Here is a 24,315-nt window from a genome sequence, read left to right on the forward strand (position 1 = left end):
GGCGAACGAACCGACCCAGCGCGTCGCGGCAGCAGCAGCGACCACCCGTAGCAACGCGGGCACCCGCCCGCCGGTCGGACCTCCGCCGACGAAGCCGCCGACAGGTGGCTCCGGTGGCGGTGGCAACGACGGACAACCCCCGAAGGGAAGAAAGAGCACCGTGAAGAAGAAGTCCAAGTGGCGCACAGTTCGCCGCTCGGCCTACGTCTTGGTGGCGCTCGGTCTTGTTCTGCCCGTCCTTGCCTTCATGGCCGCGTACATCGTGCAGGACGTCCCCAAGCCCGGTGACCAAAAGACCAATCAGGTGGCGACGGTCTTTGCCGCCGACGGAAGCACCGTGATCGCTACCGTCGTCCCGCCGGACGAAGGTAACCGCGTCGAGGTCTCGCTCGATCAGGTGCCGATGCACGTTCGTAACGCCGTTCTGGCCGCAGAGGACCGCGATTTCTACTCGAACCCGGGCTTCTCGATCTCCGGTTTCGCGCGCGCAGCCCGTGACAACGTCCTCGGTCGCGACAGTGCCGGTGGTGGATCGACCATCACTCAGCAGTACGTGAAGACCGCGCTCGTCGGCTCGGAGCGTTCGCTGACGCGAAAGATGAAGGAACTCGTTCTCTCCTCGAAGATGGCCAACGAGTGGTCCAAGGACGACATTCTTGCCGCATACCTGAACACCATCTACTTCGGTCGTGGTGCGTACGGTATCGAAGCCGCGTCCAAGGCTTACTTCGGTAAGCCCGTCGACCAGCTGTCCATCGAAGAAGGCGCCGTCCTGGCGTCGTCGATCCAGCTTCCGTCGCTCCTCGATCCCGAGACCAACCCGACAGGCGCGAAGTCCCGCTGGGATTACGTGCTCGACGGCATGGTGTCTGCAGGCACGCTGGATCAGGCCGCGCGCACGCCGATGCAGTACCCCGCATACATCCCGCTCGCCCAGGTCGACAACAGCAGCCAGGGCTCGACCGGCCCCGAGGGCCTGATCAAGCGTCAGGTGCTCAAGGAGATCGGCGACGCTGGAATCAGCGAGCAGTTGCTCAACACCGAGGGCTTGCAGATCACCACGACCATCGACCCGCAGGCTCAGGCCGCAGCGGTCGAGGCAGCCCGTTCCAATATGGAGGGCGAGCCGGAGAACCTGCGTACCGCAGTTGTCTCGGTCGATCCGAAGACCGGAGCCGTCAAGGCGTACTACGGCGGTGAGGACGGCGCGGGATACGACTTCGCGAATGCCGGACTTCAGACCGGTTCCTCGTTCAAGGTGTTCGGCCTCGCAGCCGCCCTGGATCAGGGAATCCCGCTCTCGCAGATGTACGACAGCTCACCGCTGACCGTCAACGGCATCTCCATCGGCAACGTCGAAGGTGAAAGCTGCGGCACCTGCACCATCGCAGAGGCGCTCAAGCGTTCGCTGAACACCAGCTTCTACCGTCAGATGCTCAGCCTCGACGGCAACGGCCCGCAGGAAATCGCGGACATCGCTCACAAGGCAGGCATCCCGAAGGACATCCCGGGTGTCGGCCCGTCGCTCACCGAGGCCGACGGTTCCGGCCCCAACAACGGCATCGTGCTCGGCCAGTACCAGGCCCGCGTGCTCGACATGGCGTCGTCGTACGCGACACTCGCCGCGTCCGGTACGTATCACGCACCGCACTTCGTGCAGAAGGTCGTCGCGGCCGACGGCACCGTGCTGCTGGACCGCGGCGCGCCCGCCGGTGAAGACCGCATCGACGCTGCCGTGGCGGACAACGTGACGGCTGCGATGCAGCCGATCGCGGCGTACTCGCGCGGTCACAACCTGGCCGGCGGACGTCTGTCGGCGTCGAAGACAGGTACTGCGCAGCTCGGTGACACCGGAGCCAACAAGGACGCGTGGATGGTCGGCTACACGCCGTCGCTTTCGACCGCGGTCTGGGTCGGAACTCCCGACGGTGAAGCGATCACCAATTCCGGTGGCGCGATGATCTACGGCTCGGGTCTGCCTTCGGACATCTGGAAGGACACGATGGACGGCGCCCTCGAGGGCACCGACAACGAGAAGTTCCCGACGCCGGGCAAGATCAACGGTCAAGCCGGTGGTGTTCCGGAGTACACGGCTCCCGCACCGCCCAAGACGTCGGCGCCGCCGACCACCGCACCGACGACGACGGAAACCACTCCGCCGCCCGTGGTGACAACGACGCAGGTCGAGGTTCTGCCGGGCATCACGATCCCGATTCCGGGCATCTCCCGGCCGACGGCAACCACGTCACAGGTACCAGGGGCAGGCGAGACCACCGAGGAAGAACCGGCAGGTGTGAGCCCCGGCCAGTAGTTGGAGGGTGGTCGGTTCGAAAGACGGTAACCTCGCGGAGTGGCCGCGAATGCTGATGATGCCGAACCGACCTCCCCCGCTCCGCTGGCCGAAGATCTTCGTTCGGCGGATTGGCGGGACGTTCCCAGTCGCAACGACGCGATGGTGTCTGCGCTGTCGGGAACCGTCGGCGGTCCGGTAGGTCGTCACGCACTGATCGGGCGCACTCGCTTCTTCACACCGATGAGAGTGATCCTTCTGCTCGCCGTGGTGTTCTTGGCTTTCGGCTGGTTCGCCAAGGCGGGCTGTATTCAGCAGGCGCCGGTCGGCGAGAGCGGGCAGGTCGGCCTCGACTGGAGTGGCAGCCGTCAGTACGTGGCGATGTGTTATTCCGACACCGTTCCGCTGTACGGAGCCGAGCGCCTCGATCAGGGAGCATTCCCGTACAAGACGTCGTGGGAAGAAGTACGCGGCGACGGTTCGATCCAGATGCGGTACATGGAGTATCCGGTCATCTCGGGGCTCTACCAGTACGGCGCAATGAAAGTCGCGAAGGCGTGGGATTCGATCACCTGGCTGCCGGGCGCGATTCAGGTGGCGCTCTATTTCAACGTCGTGGCGTTCGGGTTGGCGTTGGCGTGGCTGGTCACCGTGTGGGCGAGCACCCTTCTGGCCGGACGACGAGTGTGGGACGGCGCTCTCATCGCGTGTTCCCCGTTGGTGATCGTGCACGTGTTCACGAACTTCGATCCTCTGGCGACGGCGTTCGCGGCGGGTGGGTTGTTGGCGTGGGCACGCAAGCGGCCAGTGCTCGCGGGAATCCTGCTCGGCCTGGGCGGCGCTGCGAAGCTCTACCCGCTGCTCCTACTGGGACCGCTCTTGGTCCTGTGTCTGCGCGCGGGCAAGACGAGGGACTGGCTGGTGACCGCTCTCAGCGCGGTCGCGGCATGGCTTGCGGTGAACCTGCCCATTGCCGCGCTGTACCCCCATGGTTGGTACGAGTTCTTCCGGCTCAACTCCGAACGCGGGGCCGATCCGGATTCGCTCTACAACGTGATCGCGTCGTTCACGTCGTGGAAGGGCCTCGACGGTCCTCTCGCACAGGGTGAGTCGCCGTCGAATCTCAACGCCGTCTCTCTGCTTTTGTTCGTGGCCGTCTGCATCGGTGTCGGATACGTCGCCCTGACGGCGCAGCGTCGTCCGCGAGTTGCGCAGCTGTGCTTCCTGTTGGTGGCGGGCTTCCTGCTCACCAACAAGGTGTGGAGCCCGCAGTATTCTCTGTGGCTGGTGCCGCTGGCCGTGTTGGCCTTGCCGCACCGCAGACTCCTGCTCGCGTGGATGACCATCGACGCCCTGGTCTGGGTTCCACGAATGATGTATTACCTCGGTGTGTCCAACAAGGGGCTGCCCGAGCAGTGGTTCACCGGAACCGTCGTGATCCGGGACATCGCGGTACTCGTTCTGTGCGCGCTGGTGCTCCGGCAGATCTACCGGCCGTCGGAGGATCTCGTGCGGTACGGGTTCATCGACGATCCGGCGGGCGGTGTTCTCGATCAAGCACCGGACAAACAACCTGCCTGGCTACCCGGTTGGCTGAAGCCGTCCAAGGCGAAGGAACCGGAACCCGTCACGGTCTGAGGTCACCACTCGTCGAGGGTGGTGTACCCGTCCTGGACCGCGCGGGCAAACAATGCTGCCTTCGTGGGAGCCGGCCGCCCGACGTCGCTGTACTTCGTGCGGATCCGAGTGATGTGTGTGTTGACGGTGCAGACGCGTAGGCCGAGTGTCTCGGCGACCTCGGACTTGGAATCCGAACGTAGCCAGGCAAGAAGTACTTCGATCTCACGGACGCTCAGCTTCGGCTTGTGCTTGCCGTGCTTGGGGTTGCCGACTCGGGACACGTTTGCCTCGATCTTCGGAGAAATGCCGATTGAAGACATGCGAGTAGCGCCTTTCGACGGAGGGGATGGGCGTCGACTGCCGTATTTGCAGAAGGGCTGCTGGCTCAGGGTGCGACTGAGGCGAGTATTTCGATCGAGGTGTCTCAGTGGAACGGGTGCAACTCTCTCGATACAGAGTCCATACAACGGACAAATCCCCTACCTGCTCCGATAGAGTGCGTCGCTATGAACTCGAAGGCGGAAGCCGGTACGCACAATCAGGTCGATCCCGCCTGGATCGAGTCGCGTGGGCAGTTTGCTGAGACGCTCACTGCACTGCGGAACGCAGCCGGACTGACGGTCCGCGAAGCCGTCGAGCGTTCGGGTGGTTTGCACGGAACCGTCAGCGGATGGTTTGCCGGCCAACACCTGCCGACGCCGGCGAGTACCCCGATGTTTTTCGCGCTCCTCGAGGCCTGCGGCGTCGATTCCGAGGATGAGCGGCAGCGCTGGATCAGTGCGGTGCAACGAGTGAGACAGCTGACGGCCAGACGACGCGGCGACGCCACCGTTCCGTATCGAGGTCTCGAGTCGTTCCGGCAAGAGGACGCCGAGTGGTTCTTCGGTCGAGACGAACTCACTGCCAACTTGGTCGAGCGGGTGGCGTCGGCGATACGAGGTGTCGGTCGCCGTCAGTTCATGGTGATCGGTGCTTCCGGATCGGGTAAGTCGTCGTTGCTGCGGGCCGGGCTCGCCCCCAAGATCGCCGGGGACGATCCACGGTTCGACGGTTGGCGGGTGGAAACCCTGCAGCCGGGTACGGGAGGAATCCCGTCGTCGATTTCCGACGAACCAACAGTCTTGATGCTCGATCAGTTCGAGGAACTGTGGACGCAGTGCGACGGTGATCGTCGCGAGGAAATACTGCAGACTCTCGCGGAACTCGGTGAGAACACCATTGTCGTCATCGGCATGCGTGCCGACTTCTACGGGCTCGCGGCGAAGGAACCGCTTTTGGTGCCACTGCTCGACGACTCGCCGATGGTGGTCGGGCCGCTGACCGAAGAGCAGTTGCGCGAAGTGATCGTCGAGCCGGCGGTCAAGGCCGGGATGACCGTGCAGAGCGAATTGGTTCAGGTTCTGGTATCCGAGCTGACACCACGCGGCTCGCGTACGGCGAGCGACCCCGGAGCTTTGCCCTTGCTGTCACACGCACTGTTGGGGACCTGGCAACGGTCGACGCGTAAAACTCTGACCGTCTCGGATTACTACGCCACCGACGGGATCGCCGGAGCTGTCCAGCAAAGCGCGGAGGAAGTGTACGGCGAGCTCACAGATAGGCAGCAGCAGTTTGCGTGCAGGATCTTTCTGCGATTGGTCAACGTCGACGAAGTGACGCAGACGCGTCGGCGGGCACCGCGCACCGAACTCTTCCTCGGTGACGACGTCGACGACGTGAATACCGTCATCGACCGGTTCGCCTTACGCCGCCTTCTCACCGTCGACGAGGAGACCGTCGAGGTTTCGCACGAGGTCTTGCTGTCCGCGTGGAGTCGGCTTCGCGATTGGATCGACTCGGACCGCGCCGGTCTGGCGGTGCATCGCAGGTTCACCTACGCGGCGCAGGTGTGGGAAGACAGTGGACGCGACCCCGGCGCGCTGCTCGGACCCGCACGTCTTCATCTGACGGAAGAATGGCTGCGTTCGGGCGAACTCGGGCTCCCACTGGAACCGAGTCGGACCCGCGCCGCCGACCTCAATGCCACCGAGCGGGAGTACCTCGCCGCGAGCATCGAGCATCGTGATCAGCAGGAATTTGCCGATCGCCGACGTACACGCGTGCTACGACGGCTCGTGACTGCGTTGGCAGCCGCGTCGGTGATCGCTCTGGTGTTGGCGGTGGTTGCGACCGTCGCCGGTATCGGAGCCAATCGTCAACGTGTCCAAGCAGATACCGCGCGAGACGAGGCGATGTCGCGTCAGGTGGCCACCGAGTCGATCAGGATGCGCGAGCGGGATCCGTCGCTGGCGTCGCAGCTTGCTCTGGCGGCATTTGCGGTCAACGAAACAACCGAAGCCCGCTCGGCATTGCTGGATGCGTCGGGCGTTCATTCGGCTACTCGCATCATCGGACCGCCCGGCGCGATGAAGGCCCGGATCAACCCAGCTGGAACTGTTGTGGCGGTGGGTGGTTCGGACGGGAAGGTCAGGCTTTATCCGATGGTGGACGGTGTTGCCTCAGCCGTTCCGCAGGCGGAGTTCCTCGGAGTCTCGGAGGGCACGGCCCTCTTTGCTGTCGCCTACAGCCCGGACGGACGGCTCCTTGCGACCGGTGGTGCCGGCGGCGCTGCACTCTGGGATGTGTCGGACCCGAAGAATCCGGTCCGTGGAACACTTCCCGTCGACGGTGAACGCGTAGTGCAGGACATGGAGTTCAGCCCAGACGGAACCAAGCTGGTCGCCGGTACCTCGACGCCCGACGTCCTGCGATGGAACATCGACACCTCCACGAATGCCGTTGCTTTGCCTGCTCTTCCGCATCCAGCTGACGGCATTGTCACCGCGACGTTCAGCCCCGACGGACGTTTCCTCGTGGCGGGCGGGCGTCAAGCGACTCTGCGCGTGTGGGACGTCGCGAAGTGGGGTGAGGAATCGGCGCCGATCTTCGCGACCGAGCCCAACGGCACCACCGTCCACTACCTCGGCGTTGCCTTCAGCCCGGACGGACGTGAGCTCGCGGCGGGAACCACTGGCAGGGAGGTGGTTCGGTGGGACATGAGCGATCCGGCGCGCCCCTCTCCCCTGCAGGCACTGACGGGATTTTCCAGCTACGTCAACGAACTGAACTACGGCAAAGACGGCACACGTCTTGCCGCAGGAAGTTCCGACAACTCCGTGCGCGTGTGGGACCCCCGAACCGGGGCATTGATCGAAACACTTCCGGACAGTGGGGCGGTGACCACCGTCGACTACAGCGATGACGGCCGCAATCTGGTCACCGGGGGACTCAACGGTGTGACTCGCGTGTGGGCTCTTCCGGGTCCGGTCTGGGCGGGAGCTCGGGACACGATCTTCACCAGTCCCTTTGCCGCGGACGGCTCGCGTCTGGTGGCCGGCGTCGGTGCCAGGGGTGGCGCGATGTTGGCGTGGAACACCGAGGATCTCGATCGCCCCGCGGTGATGCCGGAGTTGAAACCGCAAGGGGCCGAAACTTTCAGCGGTGCGTCGGCGGTGTCGGCAGACGGGAACCTGGCTGTGAGCGGCACCGGCGGCGGCGGTGCATATCTTTGGGACCTGAGTGATCCGGCGTCGCCACGTATCTACGGCGAGCCTGCGGTATATGTGAAGGGCATCGTGGCGGTTGTCGCGCTGAATCCCGCCGGAAATCTGCTGGCGGTGTCCTCGCAGGACGACAACAGTATTGCGTTGGTCGACGTTTCCGACCCGTCGGCTCCGAAACTGTTGTCGTCGACCGATGTCGGCTCCTACCCGCAGATGATGGCCTTTCAGCCAGGTACCGACATCTTGGCGATCGCGAACGCCAAGAACGAAGTGGATCTGTGGGACGTGTCGAACGCAGCGTCGCCCCGGGTGGCGGCGACGGTGGGTGGATTCGAAAGCTACGCATTAGCAGTGTCTTTCAGCGCCGACGGAACGCTGTTGGCCGCTGGAAGTGCGGATCACGGTGTCGCCGTGTGGGACGTACGCACACCGTCGGCACCCGAGGAACTCGCTCGTCTCGTCGGCCCCGAGGGCGCAATCTATTCGATCTCGTTCAACCGCGCCGGTGATCGGCTCGCTGCCGGTGTCGGCGACGGAACCGTCTGGCTCTGGGACATCGAGACTCCCTCGCAGGCAACACGATTTGCGACGCTGTCCGCCTACCCGGGTCGCGTCAACGACGCTCAGTTCGCCGGCGAGAGTGACATGATCGCGGGTAGCGGGTCGGACAAGACCGTTCGCTTGTGGGGAATCGACCCCGACGGCGTCGTTGATCGATTGTGCCGCACCGCAGGATCTCCCATCACGGAAGCCGAATGGGAGCGGTACCTGCCCGGTGTTCCCTATCAGGATCCGTGTGCCGGCTGACGCGCTTCAGTTCATCCAGAACTCGAGCGCCGGTTCCCGACCCAGCTCGCCTCCGCTGCCGGTGATCACCAGTCCGGCGGAGGTGAGCTTGTACGTCACGTCCTTGTTGGTGACGGTGAATCCGTTGCCGGTGGGCGTCGGATCGTCGAGTTCGATGGTGGCGCCGTCGCTCAGCCGTTGACCCTTGTAGTAGTAACGCCCGACTCCGGTTTCGCAGATGACGATTCGTGATCCGGTCGTGACGGCGATGGCGACGGCAGGATTGGTGGAGTTGCAACTGGGGCCGCCGGAGATGAAGCCCTGACGGTTGGTGCCCGAGACGGTCGGCGCTGGTCCGATCGAGGTTGTGACGCGTGGGGGCGTCGTCGTTTTCGGCGCTGTGGTGGGTGCACTCGGCGCCCGAGTCGTGGTCGTGGAGTACGAGTACGGCGTCGTATAGGTGAGACTCCGCGAACTCGCTTCATTGGCGGCGTTGCCGAAAGCGGCGGCGAGCAGCCCGAAGAACGCGATCCACACGATCACGGCCAGGATGCCGAGTGCGGTGAAGATGTAGCCGATGATCAGTCCGGCAAGGGCGAGTCCGTCGCCTTCTTCGCCGGTCCGTTTGATCTGGCCGCGAGCGATGTGCCCGAAGACGATCCCCAACGGCGCGATGAGGAACGCGAAGACGAGGGCGAGTACCGCGAGTGTGTTCGTCGGGCGCCTGCCGTACGGATCGGGCTGCCCGTACGGAGCCGGTTGCCAATTCTGATTGCCCTGGTACCCGTACCCACCCTGATCGCTCATGAGGTGAATCTTGGCATGGACTTCGTCGAAGAGTGCAGGTGATGGCTAGTTTCGGGTACGTGTCTCGAGCTGAGGTGCGATGGTCGGCCAATCGTCGTCGGTCATCGCGAACAGCGCTGTTGTACGCCAACTGCCGTCGACACGGCGTCGGTGCTTGCGCAGCAGGCCCTCGAACTGAGCGCCGAGCTTTGCGATCGCGGCCCTGGACTGTTCGTTGAACTCGTCCGTGTGCCACTCGACGCGTACGGCTTCGAGCTGGTCGAAGGCGTGACGAAGCAGGAGCAGCTTCGATTCGGGATTGATCCCGGTTCCCTGAACCGATCGCGACAACCACGTGTATCCGATTGCAAGACTGCGGTTTACCGGGTCGATCTGGTACATGGACGTGGTGCCGACCACGGCGTTCGTCACGATGTTCACCTGCGCAAAGGCGATCCGATTAGGGTCGTCGGTTGCTGCAGCGATGTACTTCTGTGCCTGTTCCCGATCGGTGATGGGCGATGCGGTCCAACGAAAGATCGCCGGGTCGTCGGCAGCAGCGAGCAGAGCGTCGGTGTGCGCGACGCCCAGGGGTTCGAGTCGGACACGATCACCGGTCAGCGTCGGTGATTCGAACCATGATGCAGTCATCAGGCGTGCTCCCGTGAGTGAGTCGGAAGGTTGTTGTCGGAGTTGGCAATCTGATCGGTCCCACCGGCAAGCGGATACCGCAACGGGACTCGCAGGAACAAGAAGAAGAACACGGCGAGCAGGATGACGTGGCCCCACACGCTCGCCTGGACGACGGCCTCGTACTTGCTCGGATCGAGATTCATGTCCAGTTGGTAGAAGTACCGGAAGATGCCGATACCCAACGCTGCGTCGGCGATCAGATAGGCGACGATCCAGAACCACCGGATCTTGAACAGTACGAGGAAAGGCAGGATCCACAGTGTGTACTGCGGTGAATTGACCTTGTGCAGCAACACGAATCCGCACAGCATCGCGGCACTGACTGCAATCCACGGAAAGTAGCCGTCGCGGACGTAGCGGCGCCAACCCAGATACATCGCGAGCGCGAACGACAACAGGATCATCACCGGAGACAGGATGCTCACCAGTGCGTCGTAGTCGGCGTTGAGTTCGCGAACTCCGAAACCGTAGAAGGGGCGCAAACCCCAGAACCACACCGAGTTGGTGGTGATGTCCGCGCTTCGCTTCTCCTGGAAGCTGAACGACGCGCGCCAGCCTTCGTAGGAAATGAGGGCGAACGGCAGGTTGACGAGGACGACGGTGACGATCGCCGCGCCCGCCGTCATCAGCGCTCCACGAACGTCGTAGCGCTTGCCTTCGGTGCCGCGTAGAAGCACGTAGGCCATGAGCGGCAGCACGAACATTCCCGGGTACAGCTTCAAACAGAAACCGATCGCCAGGATGACGGCCGCCAGAACCGCGCGAGTTCGCAGCGGGATCCGCTCGAACGTCATCAGGAAGATCGCGCCGACGCTGGTGGCCACCACCGGGAGCTCCCAGTTGTGGAATGCGTACAGAACCAGGGGCGGAGTCGCCGACCACACGAGCGCGTACGCGCCGCTCATCTTGCCGAGCATCCACGCCGTGAGCAGTCCGAAAGGAGCCAGGATCAGGGCCGAGTGCAGAAGGAAATCGGTGTCGGTGTGTGAGCCGATACCGCCCAGCCACATCAGAATTCCGCTGAGCACCGGGTATTCGACGGTTCCGCCGGTCAGGAATCCTTCGGGCGTTATCCCTCCGGTGACGAAGGGGAACAGATGCTGATCGATACCTCGTCCGAGCCAGAGCAACTGAATGTCGGAGTAGCAGACGTCGATGTTCTTGTTGACGTCGAAGTTCAGGCTTCGTCCGTCGGGCGCGAACGGTGCACCGCCGCATCTGGCCTTGTTGAAATAGCCCAGCGCCATCGTCAGCCCGCACAATCCGACGACCAACGCCAGGATCGACGCCGAGGTCTTGCGGTCTGTTCGCATGATTCTCACCCTAAGGGGGCGCAGTGGCTCGCGGGGTGATGCGTCTGCACCACGCGTCGCGCATCGACCCGGTGGTCTTCCCGGAGGGCCGGGACGATTTCCCTGGTCAAGGCCCCTCGTGTAACCTACGAGGGTTGCTGACGCAACGACCCTCCTGCCACGGATAGTCCGTGGCCGTTTTCACTTAGTCCACAGGAGGTGATGAGGTCTTATGCGTCATTACGAATTGATGGTCATCCTTGACCCCAGCCTGGACGAGCGCACTGTCGCTCCTTCACTGGATACGTTCCTCAATGTTGTGCGCCAGCACGGCGGCACGATCGACAAGGTCGATGTCTGGGGTAAGCGTCGTCTCGCCTACGAGATCCTGAAGCATGCTGAAGGTATCTACGCGGTGATCGACATCAACGCCACTCCCGCCACCGTCGCTGAGCTCGATCGTCAGCTCGGTCTGAACGAGTCGGTTCTGCGCACGAAGGTTCTGCGCCACAACAAGTAATTACTGTCGGTAGCGAGCTCTACTCTCGCGCCCAACGGTCTTACATCAATGCAGGAGGAACCACATGGCTGGCGACACCATCATCACCGTCATCGGAAACCTGACGGCTGATCCTGAACTTCGTTTCACCCCGGCGGGTGCCGCGGTTGCAAACTTCACGGTTGCTTCCACGCCCCGCACCTTCGACCGTAATTCCAATGAATGGAAAGACGGCGATGCGCTGTTCATGCGTTGCAACATCTGGCGCGAAGCAGCCGAGAACGTCGCGGAGAGCTTGACCCGTGGTTCACGAGTAATCGTGAGCGGCCGGCTCAAGCAGCGTTCGTACGAAACTCGCGAGGGCGAAAAGCGAACTGTCGTCGAGCTCGAAGTCGATGAAATCGGTCCTTCACTGAAGTACGCCACGGCTAAGGTCAACAAGGCCAACCGTGGTGGCGGCGGTGGAGGCGGCAACTTCGGCGGTTCCTCCGGCGGATCGGGTGGCGGACGTCCGAGCGCTGCACCTTCGGGTGGAGACGATCCTTGGGGCAGTGCGCCTCAGGCTTCGGGCTCCTTCGGTGGTGCGGGCAGCGACGAACCGCCCTTCTGATCCGTACCTGATCAGGAACATCCAGAAAAGAGCAAAGACATGCCGAAGCCGCCCTTGCGCGACAAGGTTATGAAGAAGAAGGTCTGCACCTTCTGCAAAGAGAAGAACACGCAGATCAACTACAAGGACACGACGTTGCTTCGTAAGTACGTCAGCGATCGCGGAAAGATCCGTGCTCGCCGTGTCACCGGCAATTGCGTCCAGCACCAGCGCGACGTTGCCATTGCCGTCAAGAACTCACGTGAGGTAGCACTGCTGCCTTACGCCACCGTGGCTCGCTAAGGAAAGGGAGGAAAGAACATGAAGCTCATCCTCACCGCTGACGTGGACAACCTCGGTGCGCCTGGCGACACCGTGGAGGTCAAGGACGGCTACGGCCGTAACTACCTGCTCCCCCGCGGACTGGCAATCGTCGCCACCCGTGGCGCCGAGAAGCAGGTCGAGGGCATCCGTCGTGCACAGGAAGCGCGCGCTGTGCGCGGCCTGGATCACGCCAAGGAGCTCAAGGCAGCTATCGAGGGCCTCGAGTCCGTAACGCTGACGGTCAAGACCGCCGGTGGCTCGGGCAAGCTCTTCGGTTCGGTTACCGTCGCTGACGTCGCTGCTGCGATCAAGGCTGCCGGTGGACCGGTTGTCGACAAGCGCTCCATCGTGTTGCCGAAGGCTCACATCAAGAACACGGGCAAGCACGCCGTGGTCGTGAACCTGCACCCCGATGTGGTTGCCAAGTTCAACCTGAACGTCGTCGGCGCATAGTCGACTGTTCGTCTCGCCGGGCCCCGCACACTTCGGTGTGCGGGGCCCGACGTTTGTTTCGGGGTGCGGTGTGCCGCCTGTCAGCGTCCCGAATCGGACCTGGGGATAACTCTCACACTGTGATGTTCGACTTGGTGATCAGTGACGAATCGGGCGAGGCAACACGCCCGACACGCCGACGCGCCGACTGTGGAAAAACTATTTTCATCAACAGGCCTGTGAAATTAGGGATAGCCATCTACCTGGTCTTTTGTAGCTACTAGGCAAAGTAGTCCCCAAATGCTCCACAGGCGGTGCACACCGTGGGGCGGGAGTTTCCACAAAGCATCCACAGGTTTATCCACAGTCCGGTTTGTATGCGGACCTACTAGTCCCTAACGTCATCTCGGCGTCTATCTACAGCCCGGCCGAATGCGGCTAGGGGATGTCGGTGGGGGCAGGTACAAATGATGAGGGCGCTGCGGTTTCTGGCAGTGTCGTCGAGTGTTTTACGGGAAGGTCTCGCTTGTGGCTGTTGTAGATGATCGAGGACCTTCCGACTTCTCGGGGCCGGACTACCCGGGCCCTCCCGAGGCCGAGCCCGACCAGGAGTTCGGACGCCAGCCACCTCAGGACATGACTGCCGAGCAGTCGGTGCTCGGCGGCATGCTGCTGAGCAAGGACGCCATCGCTGACGTCCTCGAGGTACTGCGTCCGGGTGACTTCTACCGGCCCGCCCACCAGTCCGTCTACGACGTGATCCTGGACCTCTACAGCCGTGGCGAGCCCGCCGACCCGGTGACGGTCTCCGCCGAGCTCGACCGTCGAGGTGAGCTCCGCCGTATCGGTGGTGCTGCCTACCTGGTGACGCTGACCCAGACAGTGCCCACAGCCGCCAACGCCGCCTTCTATGCCGAGATCGTGGCCGAGAAGTCCGTGCTGCGTCGTCTGGTCGACGCCGGTACTCGCATCGTCCAGTACGGCTACGCCGGCACCGAGGGTCAGGACGTGGCCGAGGTTGTCGACCGCGCGCAGGCCGAGATCTTCGAGGTCACCGAGCGTCGAACCACCGAGGACTTCGTACCCCTCACCGAGCTCCTCCAGCCCACGATGGACGAGATCGACTCCATCGCCAGCCGCGGTGGAATTTCCCTCGGTGTGCCCACCGGATTCAAGGATCTCGACGAGATCACCAACGGCCTTCACGCTGGTCAGATGATTATCGTCGCGGCCCGTCCTGGTGTGGGCAAGGCGCTTGCCCTCGATACTCCCCTCGCGACGCCCAGTGGCTGGACCACGATGGGTGACGTTGCTGTCGGCGATCTGTTGATCGACAACCACGGCAAGCCGACGCGGGTTGTTGCCGCTACCGACGTGATGGTTGACCGTCCTTGCTACGAGGTCGAGTTTTCCGATGGAACAGTGTTGGTGGCCGACGAGCAGCATCAGTGGTTGACGGAGACGCGTGCTTCGCGCCGTTCAGCGCAGAACGCCAAGACAGGTTACAACCGCTATAAGAATCAAAAGACATTCGCCGAGGTCCGAACCACGGCGGAGATCGCATCGACGGTGCGATGCGCAACGGCGGATGGCCGCGTTAATCACTCTGTCGTGAATGCCAAGCCGCTCGACCTACCAACGCAGGATCTCCTTGTCCCGCCCTACACACTTGGCGCTTGGCTAGGTGACGGTTCTACTGCCTGCGCACAATTCACCACTGCTGATCCTGAGATCATCATGTTGATCGAGGCCGAAGGCCTGGTTGCAGTTCCGTCCAAGTCGGCGCATTTGCGCTACAGCCTTCAATTAGCCCCGGAAGATCCCGTCGCTCCGCGCGATTGCGTTGTGTGCGGAAAGAGCTTCGTGCCGTTCACCAGTCAGGTGCGAACGTGCGGTCAATCATGCGGCGGCAAAGCACGTTTCATGTCTGACCCTGTACCTGCGCCAACTTGTTCACACTGTGGTGGACCTTCGATCGGGCTGCGACTGTGCCAGAAGTGCCGCAATGAGTACGGCACGGTTCAAGGACGCCTACGTACGGTCGGTGTTCTGGGCAACAAGCACATCCCTGTCCAGTATCTCCGTGGGTCCGAGGCGCAGCGTCGTGCGGTTCTTGCGGGGCTTCTCGACACTGATGGAACTGTGACTGCCGGTGGCTCCGTTCAGTTTTCGGTAACCAACGAGCGCCTCGTCCGCGATGCCCAGGAATTAGTGGTCAGTCTTGGCTATCGCTGCCAAATGAGCACAAAGCGAGTCAACGGTCGCACCGAGGCTTCGTCGACTGCATTCACCTTGACCTTCTCGACTGATGACGAAGTGTTCGGTCTTACGCGGAAAGCGATGCTGCACAAGGAGCGTCGAGCGAGTAAAAGCACTGCGCGCAGCGGATCGCGCTACATTGTCGATGTTCGACCAATTGCGAGTGTTCCGGTTCGCTGCGTCGAGGTCGACAACGCCGACCACATGTACCTGGCCGGTCATTCGATGGTCCCGACGCACAATTCCACGCTCGGAATGGATTTCCTGCGTTCCTGCTCCATCACGCACGGCATGGCCAGCGTCATGTTCTCGTTGGAAATGAGCAAAACCGAGATCGTCATGCGTCTGCTGTCCGCAGAGGCAAAGATCAAGCTCGGCGACATGCGCTCCGGAAAGATGACCGACGACGACTGGACCAAGCTCGCGCGTCGTATGAGTGAGATCAGCGAGGCGCCGCTCTTCATCGACGACTCCCCCAACCTCACCATGATGGAAATTCGCGCAAAAGCGCGGCGGCTCAAGCAGAAACACGACATTCGCCTGATCGTCATCGACTACCTCCAGCTGATGAGCTCCGGTAAAAAGGTCGAGTCCCGTCAGCAGGAAGTCTCCGAATTCTCACGTAGCCTAAAGCTTTTGGCGAAGGAGCTCGAAGTTCCGGTTGTCGCGATCTGTCAGCTCAACCGTGGTCCCGAGCAGCGAACCGACAAGCGTCCGCAGGTCGCCGACCTTCGTGAGTCCGGATCGCTCGAGCAGGACGCCGACATGGTGATTCTGCTGTACCGCCCCGACGCGACCGAGCGAGACGATCCCCGTGGCGGTGAAGCCGACCTGATTCTGGGTAAGCACCGTAACGGCCCGACCGCGACAATCACTGTGGCGCACCAGCTTCACCTCTCCAAGTTTGTCGACATGGCCCGGGGATAGTGGCTGCCGCCATCGCCTGAAGGTGGGACAAGAATCGGTCGTGGTGGGATTCGGGGCGAGCACCAGCGATTATGTCGATGTTGGGCGGCTGCCGAGCGGTTACGGTGTTTGTCGAATCAGTCTCGGAGCCCGACGATCATCCGGCCACGAAAAGTGCGGCCGTAGCGAGAATCGCAACAGAAAGGATGGGTACGTGGCGACCTGTCACGCTGGACTTCCGTTTCCTCGGTTTCGCGAGAATTGCCAGGACAACCGGCTCTCGGAATTCACTCTGAGCCACGAGATGCCTGTTTTCGATACCTTCCGCCAGAGAGTGAGTCCGGGAACGCGCGTTGGTGAGCAGCGCTCTGCGGGGCGGCAAACTGAAGGGGCGTCAGCACCAGTTCACCCGAGAAGACGTACATCCCTTGCGATTTTAGAGACCGGCCAGCCCACAAATCGAAGTTTCATCAGGTCGATCTTCACGAGTAACGATCAGTGCCAGCATCTTTCGAACGCACCCAGCTCGACGATTCCGGTGTCACTGCAAAGCCGAGAGAACCGTGTCGACCCGACCACGGAGTGGGCCGTCAAGCTCGACAACTACCAGGGAGTCACACACCTGCATCGGATCGGCGTACACCAAATCCAGCAACGCGTCGTTCACCGCGCGCTGCAGCTCCGGCATCCCCACCGCAGGCAACTTCTGCACTGTTTCGACGGTAATCGGCACCACGACCAGCACGTCGAGAGTACGTAGCGCGGACCTCACAATCGCCGCCTCGACTTCTGCCTCCGGATCGACACCACACGCCGACAAGTACGCCAGGAAGTCGAGCGGCGTGCGATCGAATACAACACCAGAAGAAGGTGTAGTCAGCAAGCGCAGTGAACGACGAAGCTGCGCACGGTAATCATCAGCCGAGGGTGGAAACTCGAACTCGCGGCCCTCCTCTTCGAGCACGAAATACGGTTCATCGACCCGAATGTGTCCCGCGAGGCGGCCACACAACTCGTCGACCAGCGTGCTCTTGCCGGTCCCGTGCGGGCCGGATACTCCAATACGCATTAGTGGGGCCCTCTCAAGAAAGTTACGGAACTACCCGTCAGTTGAGCACCCGTCGACCGCCGGCTCGATACCGACCCCTGGATGCCCCGACCCGTCGACAATTCTCGTTGCACCTCGGTCGAGTCGTACTGAGGGTATCGAGGTGAGATCGGATCACCGTGGTGATCTGCTCGGAGTCGGTGGGCATCTTCGACGACTGCCTGCCCTCGGTAGTGGGATCTGCTGAACTTATCGTGCATCCCGAGAGCAGCAGTGCTGCAAGGGCTCCGCCGAAGAGGATCGATTCCACCGATCGCCGGCGGTAGTGGTTTATGGGTGGATTCACCGAAACTCCATTATTCGTGAACATGTTGCGCCCGGAAAGTCATCCAGCCGTCGGCCAGAAGACAAACGCGGCGGACAGCAGAGCAAGGCTGAGGACCGCGGTGGCATTGGCGGCGCGAACAAAGACGTACTGCTCCGCATCCTCGGCGCCGAGACACAGCGGGGTCAGCTGCAAGGCCAGCGACAACATCCCGGTACCGAGCGCGCCGAGGGCGAACAATTGTCGAGAATCCATCAGCGGTATCCAATCCCGTTGCAGTCCAAAGGAACAACGAGCTGGTCACATGCGCGAACGTAGACTCGGCGAGAGTTCTCCGCACCAGCGGCCGAACTCCTGAACCGAGGATGCAGTCGAGAAGCTGCAGGGGGAGATTTCAGCATCTGGTGAGGACTCCCCGGCAAAATGCGACACAAAACGTCGCTACTTCAGGTGGTTGGGCCGAATCGCAATCCGCGGAGCAGTCGGCGGTAGGAGAAGCGGTCGTCCCAAATGCGAAGCAGGCCGTTTGCGAATGTGTAGTGGCCGTCTACGTCGAGGTGCATGGCAAACCATCCGATGCGGATGATCTCTCGTCGCCGGGAGGACACGGTGTTGTGGTCGGTGGTCATCGTGAGCACTTCCACGACCTCGTACCTGGTGATCAGGCGAGAGACGATCGTGAGCGCCAGTTCGACGCGTTTGCTTCCACGCACGCTGGGCAGGCCGGTATTGCGCCATTCGATGTCGGGATCGACGAGTGCGCGCACGGCATCGGCGTCCATTTCTTCCAGTGCGATCAGCAGGTCCACCACCCGCGATGTCAGTTGATCGTCGTTCAACAGGTACTCCGGTTGTCGGGAATTGTGTTTTCTCATCGGTGGATTCATGTGGTGACCGTCAGGCAGGGACTGTTGCTCCGCGAAACGCACAGGAGCATCTTGCCGGCGGCGCGCTCGGCTGGGCTCAACGAATTGTCACGATGATCGACGTCGCCGTCGCTGACGTGGACCATGCAGGTGCCGCAGAAGCCCTGACGACATGAATAGGGGGCTTTCGGGTTCACACGCAGCACCGCGTCCAGTGCGGTCTGGTCGGCGGCGACATCGATGACCTGACCGGTGCGAGCCAGTTGGATGCGGAAGGGTCGTCCATCGACGACCGGTGCGGCGGAGAAGCGTTCGGCGTGCACTTCCACACCGGGCTCGTTGCGCACACTAGCTGTGATCACGTCCATCATCGGGACGGGACCGCAACAGTAGATCGCGTCGCCGCTGCGGACATTCGGCGGGAGAAGATCGTTCGCTGCGGGTAGGCCGTATTCGTCGTCGGTGCGGATGGTGACCCGATCACCAAACGGCGACAATTCCTCGAGGAACGGTAGTGTGCGGCGCTCGCGACCGACGTACATCAGCGACCAATCCAGGCCCATGCGCTCCGCCTCGCGGACCATCGGCAGTATCGGTGTGATGCCGATGCCACCCGCCACGAAGTGAACGCGCTTCGCGCGCTCGATTCGCCCGGGTTCGACGAACCCGAATGCGTTGCGTGGACCGCGAACGCCGACGACGGTACCGACTGGCAACTCGTCGTGGACCTCGTTCGATCCGCCGCCACCATCAGGAATCCGGCGTACCGCGATCCGGTAGCAGCGTCGATCGGCGGGATCGCCGCACAGCGAGTACTGACGTATCCGTCCCGAGGGCAGGTACAGGTCGAGGTGTGCCCCGGGATACCACCGTTCGAGGTCGCTGCCGTCAGGTGCTCGCAGTTCGAGACTGACCACGTCGTTGTCGGTGGCCACCGTCGTGCGCTCCGACACCGTGAGCGTTGTCTTGTACTTGTCGATCCGGTTTTCCGGTGGCTCGTCGCGATGAATCAAGACCGCCAACTTGACCTGCGTGGAGACCAGGACATCCAGAATGCGCAGAATCGAGTCGCGGCGCTTGCCGCGACGTAGGTCGACCGGGATCTCGCGGGGGGCCGGCCACCGCTGTGTGAGTTCGGGCGCGTTGGGTGTCATGTGTTGACCCGCTTGGCCGCTGGCGATTGCGCGACGTAGGCGAGGGCCTGGGCGGTGGACCCCACACTGTCGGGGTGAAATCCCGGCACGAACGTCGACACACCGCTCCAGAACCATTTCGATACACCAGGCACCAGTCCGCGGCGTCCGGCGCGGACGAATTCCAGTAGCAATCGTGGATAACCGATGTTCGGCGTGTTGGGGTCGTTGCGACTCAGATACATCGCAGCACGGAGCAACCACCCCAAAAAGATTGGCCACGTGATGATCATGGAGATACAGCGGCGAAAGTAGCCGACTCCGAAGTACGTGGCGACCTCGTGTGCCACGGCACGATGCTCGACCTCTTCGGCCCCATGCCACCGATAGAGGTCAAGCATCTGCGGATCCGCGCCGAATTTCTCCAAGTCCGCGTTCAACGCCCAGTCGCCCACGAACGCGAACATATGCTCCGAAGACGCGCAAATCCCGAGACGCTCGATCAGACGCTGCCGGATGGCCCGCGGATCGGGGTCGTCACCGACGCCCAAAGTTCTACGGAAGAAATACTGCATCTGGCGGTTGAACGGGGCCGGGTCGATCCCGTGCCGTGTGAACACCTGATTCATGACCTCGTCATGCGCCTCTGCGTGCAGCAGTTCTTGACCCATGAAACCGAGCATGTCCTCGCGAAGCTTCTCGTCGTGCACGTCCGGGAGGGCCTGCTCGAAGGCCTGGATCATCATCCGTTCGCCCTCCGGGATGACGAGGTTCATCGAGCTGAGGAGGTATGAGGCGATCGGCTCGTTCGGCAACCACACCAAAGGCGCTTTCTCCCAGTCGAAATCGACTCGCCGCGGACGGATCGCTACCCGGCCGGGCGGTGCGATCGGACTCTGTGTCAGTCCACTCGTAATTCGCATGACCACTCCTCGTTCATAAGTACGCAACAGTACTTATGAATGAGCATGGCGATCTACCCTTGGCTTGTCAACACCGGACTACGAAGGGTTGGACGAGAGATCCAGTACCCGTTCAAGGAAGGACATGATCGGCGCATGAAGATTCATGTACGAATTCGACCCGTCAACCACCTGGCGGTAGAACAACTCGTTGCAACCGCCGATCGCCGCGAGAAACACTTCACGCTCCGGGGCTTCTGAAGACTTGGACGAGTAGCCGACGAGCAATGCATCGGCGAGCAGTTCCACGTACTCGTTGCGCTTCGCCACCCCGGCCGGGCCGGCCACAGGTAGGTCCACCACCCAGGCTCGCACGAACTCCGGTTCGGACGAACACGTCTCGAGATACTTCTCGATGACAGCCGAAAGCTGTTCGCGTAGAGATAAATTGGCGGTCGAGCTTTGTGTCGAGGTGATGTTGGCGACGATCACCTCGATGCCGGCGTCGATCGCCGCGATCAAGCACGCTTCTTTGCTCTCGAACTGCTTGTAGAAAGCTTGGCGAGACACCCTGGCACGCCCGACGACATCGGCGATCGTGGTCGAGGCGATCCCCTTCTCCGCCGTCGACGAGATCACCGCACGCAGAATGCGATCGCGTTGCGCGTCTTGGACCTCGTCCACAGCCAGTCGGCCGCGGCCACGCGGCAACCCGGGGAGGTCACGATCGAACGATCCAGCCAGCCTGCGCATACCGAAATCGTAGCCCGCCTGGCGCCATCGGTTCTCTCGCTCACCACGTCTGTGGACCAACAGCCATGCGAGTGGACCGATGTCGAGTGGAATTGCCCCCGAGGTGCTCTGAGGCAATCTCCCATCGCGACACGGTTGCGTCCAGTTCGTCGTTTCTCCGTGGTGGGGCTGCTCCCTGTGACGAGTCCAGCCGTGGTGCGGCGGAGGGCATCGAAAAGCCTCCTGCATCGACGAAGGCCGTCCGCTGTATTGCATGGTCGTGGAGTGTTGCCTCGTGGAGTGTGAGCACGGGTGTGACACAAGCGTTCAGGCCGTCGAAGACGTCGACCCAGGCGTCGCGATCGTGTGTGGCGAAGGTTCTGCCGAAGTGTTCGGACAAGTCGTCCCAGGTCGATTGGTCCCAGCGATTCGGCAACGAGGCGGGATCCAATCCGAGTCCGAACACGAAGCGGTCGTAGTACACGTCTTCGAGGGCCCCTACCGCCATGTACCTGTGGTCTGCGCACTCGTACACGCGGTAGAACGGGGCAGATCCGTCGAGGAGGTTGGTTCCACGACGGGCTGACCAGCGGCCGGCATGCTGCCACGATCGGACGAGCGCAGTCAACGAACTGGCGCCGTCGACCATCGCTGTATCCACCACCTGGCCTCGGCCAGTGCGTTCTCTTTCGTGCAGCGCGGCAAGTACTCCTACGAGCAGGAACATCGATCCGCCGCCGAAGTTCCCGACGTAGTTCAGCGGCGGTGACGGCGGCCCGGAAGCCGGTCCGAGCTGTTCGAGCGCGCCCGAAAGCGCAAGGTAGTTCAGGTCGTGCCCGGCTTCTCGGGCCATCGGTCCCTTCTGGCCCCAGCCACTCATCCGGCCGTAGATCAGCCCCGGATTGTCCTGCAGGCAGATCTCGGAGCCCAGGCCGAGCTTCTCCATCGTGCCGGGCCGAGAGCCCTCCATCAGGACGTCCGCTCGGCCGATCAGCCTGCGCACCTTGGCGAGATCTTCGGTCTTGGTCAGATCTGCAGTGAGTTCGGTCCGCCCTCGGAGCATCCCCGCATTCGCATCGTCGATTCCGTCATCTGCTCCCATCGAGATGGGGCGCACGATGCGCACGACATCGGCGCCAAGATCTGCCAACATCAGACCGGCGTGCAGTAGCGGCCCTATGGCCTCCATTTCAATGACCCGGATACCCGACAGCGGCCCGCCGTGCACTCCGCCGGTGGCTTCGTCCTGCATGATCACCCTCGCGCGGTCGGAGTCGGGACCGACTCGGAGCGTGCCGGCTCGGTACGAAAATCTGCCGGGTCGACTCGGTAGGTCATGGCCCAGTAGTCGTTGATCCGCCACGGAAGGACCGACACGACGCGACCGTCCGGGTTTCGGTACCAGTTCTCCATTGCCGGATGGGTCCAGACCATCTGTGCGTGCTGTCGGTCGACGGCCTCGTTGTATCGATCGTTGACCTCGGCCCGGCACTCCATCGCGCCGAGGTTTTCCGATTGCATCAACTTCAAGGCATCCATGATGTAGCGGACCTGACATTCCAGGATCGTGATGAAGCTCCCCCCATGTCCCAGGCCGGTGTTCGGTCCGGTCATGACGAAGAAATTGGGGAAGTCAGGAACTGTGATTCCCAGGTAGGCGCGCGCGTCGTGCTCGCCCCAGATTTCTCCGGTGGACCGGCCGGATCGACCGACGATGTCCATCGGGTAAAGAACGCGCACACTGTGGAAACCCGTCGCCATGACAATGACGTCCAGCTGGTGCTCGACGCCGTTCGTGTCGACGAGTCCAGAAGGTGTCAGGGCGTCGACTCCGTGGGGCACCAGTGTGACGTCGGGCTTACGAAGCATCGTGAACCAGCCATTGTCCAGCAGCATTCGCTTACCAAAGGGCGGATAGTCCGGAAGAGATGCCTCGATCAGATCTGTTCGATCACCCAGCTGATCGCGGAGATAGCGTTCGTAGAACTTGCGATGACCATGGTTGGTTGCATTGATCGAGGCGCTCGGCTCTGGCCAGTCGGGGTCGACCTGGAGGGACGAGTACACCTTGTCGTTGAAGATCCACGACAGACGCGCCCGGTACCACTCGCGATAGCCGGGGATGTTGTCCATCAGCCAGTGGACGCCGTCGTCGATGGTCGTGAAGTAGTCGTCGTTCGGTGCGATCCACTGTGGTGAGCGCTGGAAGATCGTCAGCGATCCGACACGATCCGCGATGGCCGGGCCGATCTGCATAGCACTGGCTCCGGTACCGACGATGCCCACTCGCTTTCCGCGGAGCGACTCGGGATCGTCGAGCTCGTTCGGCCACTCGGCGGAGTGGAAGAGGCGACCACGGAAGGTCTCGATTCCCGGTAGATGCGGGATCTTCGGACGATTGAGCAGACCGACCGCGCTGATCAGGATGGGAGCCTCGAGGGTCTCCGGCGCCTCACCTGGTCGCTGGACGGACACACGCCAACTCTGTTTCGACTCCTCGAACTCGGCGCGCGTCACCTCATGGCGGAAGCGGACATTGCGCCGGATGTCGTTGGCCTCCGCAAAGTCCTCGAGATATCCCTGAACCTCGTCGCGCTTGCCGAAATGGGTCGACCAGTTACGAGGGAACGACGAGATCGAGTAAAGGTGGCTCGGTGTATCAACTCCGGCGCCCGGATAGCGGTTCTCCCACCATGATCCGCCGACGTCGTCGTTCTTCTCCAGGATCACGTGAGGGATTCCAGCGCGGGTGAGCTCGACGGAGGCCAGCATCCCCGCGATGCCGGCTCCGATCACGATGGCGTGGAGTCGCTCGTCGCACTTGGCGGTGGCAGGCTTGATCTGCGGACCATTGACTATCTCCGCCATCATCGGCGCGAAGTCCGGCGGCACGGTCTCGCTGCAGGTGAAGTTGAGGATTCGCTCGACTTCCGAGCTGTCCAGCGTCCGCCGGGACGGCTCGTCCAGCGTCCACCAGCGTTCCACTGCGTCGATCAACGCGCTCCGGATTTCGGACTGAACGTCCTCCGGAAGTCCTCCCGTGGAATTGTCATCCATGCCCCGACTGCGCGTGGGTTGATAGCGGGGTGCCACCCACCGCTCATCGGCGGTCAGCTCCAGCAACACGGCGAGCATGGTCGGAACGTTGCCCCGTAACACCGCCGAACGCAGGTGGTCACGGTCCAGGTCAGTGACGATAGTCATGTCATGCAGGCTAACAGTCGTTAGCGACACAACCAAGTGTGATTTCGATATTCCCATTGTTGCTTGGAAACTCTGCTTGACCCGCGT

At 62.3% G+C, this 24,315-nt stretch carries 20 protein-coding genes; 8 read left to right on the plus strand and 12 right to left on the minus strand.

The window, feature by feature from the left end:
* The first annotated feature begins 160 nt into the window (after positions 1-160).
* Both QRN54_RS03005 and QRN54_RS03010 read left to right on the plus strand, forming a co-directional pair.
* Entirely contained in the window at positions 161-2,311 is a 2,151-nt protein-coding gene (locus QRN54_RS03005; protein ID WP_285181667.1) for a transglycosylase domain-containing protein, read from the plus strand.
* A gap of 39 nt (positions 2,312-2,350) precedes the next feature.
* Positions 2,351-3,928 carry a glycosyltransferase family 87 protein gene (locus QRN54_RS03010; RefSeq protein ID WP_030537124.1) on the plus strand — a complete coding sequence of 526 codons (1,578 nt, stop codon included), beginning with the start codon at positions 2,351-2,353 and terminating at the stop codon, positions 3,926-3,928.
* Positions 3,929-3,930: 2 nt separating this feature from the next.
* Here the strand turns inward: QRN54_RS03010 and QRN54_RS03015 are convergent, their stop codons facing one another.
* Positions 3,931-4,230: a helix-turn-helix transcriptional regulator gene (locus QRN54_RS03015; protein WP_003941253.1), complete on the minus strand. Its 300-nt coding sequence runs from the start codon at positions 4,228-4,230 to the stop codon at positions 3,931-3,933.
* 186 nt (positions 4,231-4,416) lie between these two features.
* Here QRN54_RS03015 and QRN54_RS03020 point away from each other — a divergent pair, with 186 nt between their 5' ends.
* Positions 4,417-8,259 carry an nSTAND1 domain-containing NTPase gene (locus QRN54_RS03020; RefSeq protein WP_083058535.1) on the plus strand — a complete coding sequence of 1,281 codons (3,843 nt, stop codon included), beginning with the start codon at positions 4,417-4,419 and terminating at the stop codon, positions 8,257-8,259.
* A gap of 6 nt (positions 8,260-8,265) precedes the next feature.
* Here the strand turns inward: QRN54_RS03020 and QRN54_RS03025 are convergent, their stop codons facing one another.
* From QRN54_RS03025 to QRN54_RS03035, 3 genes are read right to left on the minus strand one after another with little or no spacing between them, the layout of a single operon-like run.
* Positions 8,266-9,045, minus strand: coding sequence for a DUF4190 domain-containing protein (locus QRN54_RS03025; protein ID WP_030537127.1), 780 nt, complete (start codon positions 9,043-9,045; stop codon positions 8,266-8,268).
* 45 nt (positions 9,046-9,090) lie between these two features.
* Positions 9,091-9,675 (minus strand): GNAT family N-acetyltransferase, encoded by a 585-nt coding sequence (locus tag QRN54_RS03030; RefSeq protein ID WP_007735529.1) that lies wholly within the window; start codon positions 9,673-9,675, stop codon positions 9,091-9,093.
* Positions 9,675-11,030, minus strand: coding sequence for a glycosyltransferase family 87 protein (locus QRN54_RS03035; RefSeq protein ID WP_285181556.1), 1,356 nt, complete (start codon positions 11,028-11,030; stop codon positions 9,675-9,677). Before QRN54_RS03035 ends, QRN54_RS03030 begins: the two co-directional genes overlap by 1 nt.
* Before the next feature lie 211 nt (positions 11,031-11,241).
* Between QRN54_RS03035 and rpsF the strand changes: the two genes are divergently transcribed.
* From rpsF to dnaB, 5 genes are all read left to right on the plus strand, one after another.
* Positions 11,242-11,529, plus strand: coding sequence for a 30S ribosomal protein S6 (rpsF, locus tag QRN54_RS03040; RefSeq protein ID WP_003941237.1), 288 nt, complete (start codon positions 11,242-11,244; stop codon positions 11,527-11,529).
* Between the two features lie 64 nt (positions 11,530-11,593).
* Positions 11,594-12,118, plus strand: a complete 525-nt coding sequence (locus QRN54_RS03045) for a single-stranded DNA-binding protein (protein WP_003941248.1) — start codon at positions 11,594-11,596, stop codon at positions 12,116-12,118.
* Positions 12,119-12,157: 39 nt separating this feature from the next.
* Positions 12,158-12,400 (plus strand): 30S ribosomal protein S18, encoded by a 243-nt coding sequence (gene rpsR / locus QRN54_RS03050; RefSeq protein WP_003941245.1) that lies wholly within the window; start codon positions 12,158-12,160, stop codon positions 12,398-12,400.
* Between the two features lie 18 nt (positions 12,401-12,418).
* On the plus strand, positions 12,419-12,874 hold the full coding sequence (gene rplI, locus QRN54_RS03055) for a 50S ribosomal protein L9 (protein ID WP_007735531.1): 456 nt from the start codon (positions 12,419-12,421) through the stop codon (positions 12,872-12,874).
* Between the two features lie 507 nt (positions 12,875-13,381).
* Positions 13,382-16,039, plus strand: coding sequence for a replicative DNA helicase (gene dnaB / locus QRN54_RS03060; RefSeq protein ID WP_257216880.1), 2,658 nt, complete (start codon positions 13,382-13,384; stop codon positions 16,037-16,039).
* Between the two features lie 520 nt (positions 16,040-16,559).
* Here dnaB and QRN54_RS03065 read toward each other — a convergent pair.
* The 8 genes from QRN54_RS03065 to QRN54_RS03100 all read right to left on the minus strand — a co-directional run bounded on the left by QRN54_RS03065 (position 16,560) and on the right by QRN54_RS03100 (position 24,228).
* Entirely contained in the window at positions 16,560-17,087 is a 528-nt protein-coding gene (locus QRN54_RS03065; protein WP_042922064.1) for an AAA family ATPase, read from the minus strand.
* A gap of 364 nt (positions 17,088-17,451) precedes the next feature.
* Positions 17,452-17,646: a hypothetical protein gene (locus QRN54_RS03070; RefSeq protein ID WP_193594744.1), complete on the minus strand. Its 195-nt coding sequence runs from the start codon at positions 17,644-17,646 to the stop codon at positions 17,452-17,454.
* Positions 17,647-17,837: 191 nt separating this feature from the next.
* Positions 17,838-18,266, minus strand: coding sequence for a limonene-1,2-epoxide hydrolase family protein (locus QRN54_RS03075; RefSeq protein ID WP_007735566.1), 429 nt, complete (start codon positions 18,264-18,266; stop codon positions 17,838-17,840).
* Positions 18,267-18,274: 8 nt separating this feature from the next.
* A complete protein-coding gene (locus tag QRN54_RS03080; protein WP_118605791.1) occupies positions 18,275-19,411 on the minus strand; it encodes a PDR/VanB family oxidoreductase in 1,137 nt (378 codons plus the stop codon).
* Entirely contained in the window at positions 19,408-20,313 is a 906-nt protein-coding gene (locus QRN54_RS03085; protein WP_030537143.1) for a metal-dependent hydrolase, read from the minus strand. Before QRN54_RS03085 ends, QRN54_RS03080 begins: the two co-directional genes overlap by 4 nt.
* Positions 20,314-20,391: 78 nt before the next feature.
* The gene (locus QRN54_RS03090; protein ID WP_099698645.1) at positions 20,392-21,045 is read right to left on the minus strand and encodes a TetR/AcrR family transcriptional regulator; all 654 of its coding nucleotides are present in this window, start codon (positions 21,043-21,045) and stop codon (positions 20,392-20,394) included.
* 40 nt (positions 21,046-21,085) lie between these two features.
* Positions 21,086-22,276 (minus strand): CaiB/BaiF CoA transferase family protein, encoded by a 1,191-nt coding sequence (locus tag QRN54_RS03095; protein ID WP_285181557.1) that lies wholly within the window; start codon positions 22,274-22,276, stop codon positions 21,086-21,088.
* Between the two features lie 2 nt (positions 22,277-22,278).
* A complete protein-coding gene (locus QRN54_RS03100) occupies positions 22,279-24,228 on the minus strand; it encodes a flavin-containing monooxygenase (RefSeq protein WP_051649580.1) in 1,950 nt (649 codons plus the stop codon).
* Positions 24,229-24,315 lie beyond the last annotated feature (87 nt).

The sequence above is a fragment of the Rhodococcus sp. MEB032 genome (assembly GCF_030208925.1).
GTDB lineage: Bacteria > Actinomycetota > Actinomycetes > Mycobacteriales > Mycobacteriaceae > Rhodococcus_F > Rhodococcus_F qingshengii.

What these genes read in the sequence shown, in the direction of transcription:
- QRN54_RS03015 (WP_003941253.1), bottom strand. Translation starts at nt 4,230, where the DNA reads ATGTCTTCAATCGGCATTTCTCCGAAGATCGAGGCAAACGTGTCCCGA.
- QRN54_RS03030 (WP_007735529.1), bottom strand. Translation starts at nt 9,675, where the DNA reads ATGACTGCATCATGGTTCGAATCACCGACGCTGACCGGTGATCGTGTC.
- QRN54_RS03045 (WP_003941248.1), top strand. Translation starts at nt 11,594, where the DNA reads ATGGCTGGCGACACCATCATCACCGTCATCGGAAACCTGACGGCTGAT.
- QRN54_RS03070 (WP_193594744.1), bottom strand. Translation starts at nt 17,646, where the DNA reads ATGGATTCTCGACAATTGTTCGCCCTCGGCGCGCTCGGTACCGGGATG.
- rpsF (WP_003941237.1), top strand. Translation starts at nt 11,242, where the DNA reads ATGCGTCATTACGAATTGATGGTCATCCTTGACCCCAGCCTGGACGAG.
- QRN54_RS03080 (WP_118605791.1), bottom strand. Translation starts at nt 19,411, where the DNA reads ATGACACCCAACGCGCCCGAACTCACACAGCGGTGGCCGGCCCCCCGC.
- QRN54_RS03100 (WP_051649580.1), bottom strand. Translation starts at nt 24,228, where the DNA reads ATGACTATCGTCACTGACCTGGACCGTGACCACCTGCGTTCGGCGGTG.
- QRN54_RS03020 (WP_083058535.1), top strand. Translation starts at nt 4,417, where the DNA reads ATGAACTCGAAGGCGGAAGCCGGTACGCACAATCAGGTCGATCCCGCC.
- QRN54_RS03090 (WP_099698645.1), bottom strand. Translation starts at nt 21,045, where the DNA reads ATGCGCAGGCTGGCTGGATCGTTCGATCGTGACCTCCCCGGGTTGCCG.
- QRN54_RS03035 (WP_285181556.1), bottom strand. Translation starts at nt 11,030, where the DNA reads ATGCGAACAGACCGCAAGACCTCGGCGTCGATCCTGGCGTTGGTCGTC.
- QRN54_RS03025 (WP_030537127.1), bottom strand. Translation starts at nt 9,045, where the DNA reads ATGAGCGATCAGGGTGGGTACGGGTACCAGGGCAATCAGAATTGGCAA.
- QRN54_RS03065 (WP_042922064.1), bottom strand. Translation starts at nt 17,087, where the DNA reads ATGCGTATTGGAGTATCCGGCCCGCACGGGACCGGCAAGAGCACGCTG.
- QRN54_RS03085 (WP_030537143.1), bottom strand. Translation starts at nt 20,313, where the DNA reads ATGCGAATTACGAGTGGACTGACACAGAGTCCGATCGCACCGCCCGGC.
- rplI (WP_007735531.1), top strand. Translation starts at nt 12,419, where the DNA reads ATGAAGCTCATCCTCACCGCTGACGTGGACAACCTCGGTGCGCCTGGC.
- QRN54_RS03095 (WP_285181557.1), bottom strand. Translation starts at nt 22,276, where the DNA reads ATGCAGGACGAAGCCACCGGCGGAGTGCACGGCGGGCCGCTGTCGGGT.
- rpsR (WP_003941245.1), top strand. Translation starts at nt 12,158, where the DNA reads ATGCCGAAGCCGCCCTTGCGCGACAAGGTTATGAAGAAGAAGGTCTGC.
- QRN54_RS03075 (WP_007735566.1), bottom strand. Translation starts at nt 18,266, where the DNA reads ATGAGAAAACACAATTCCCGACAACCGGAGTACCTGTTGAACGACGAT.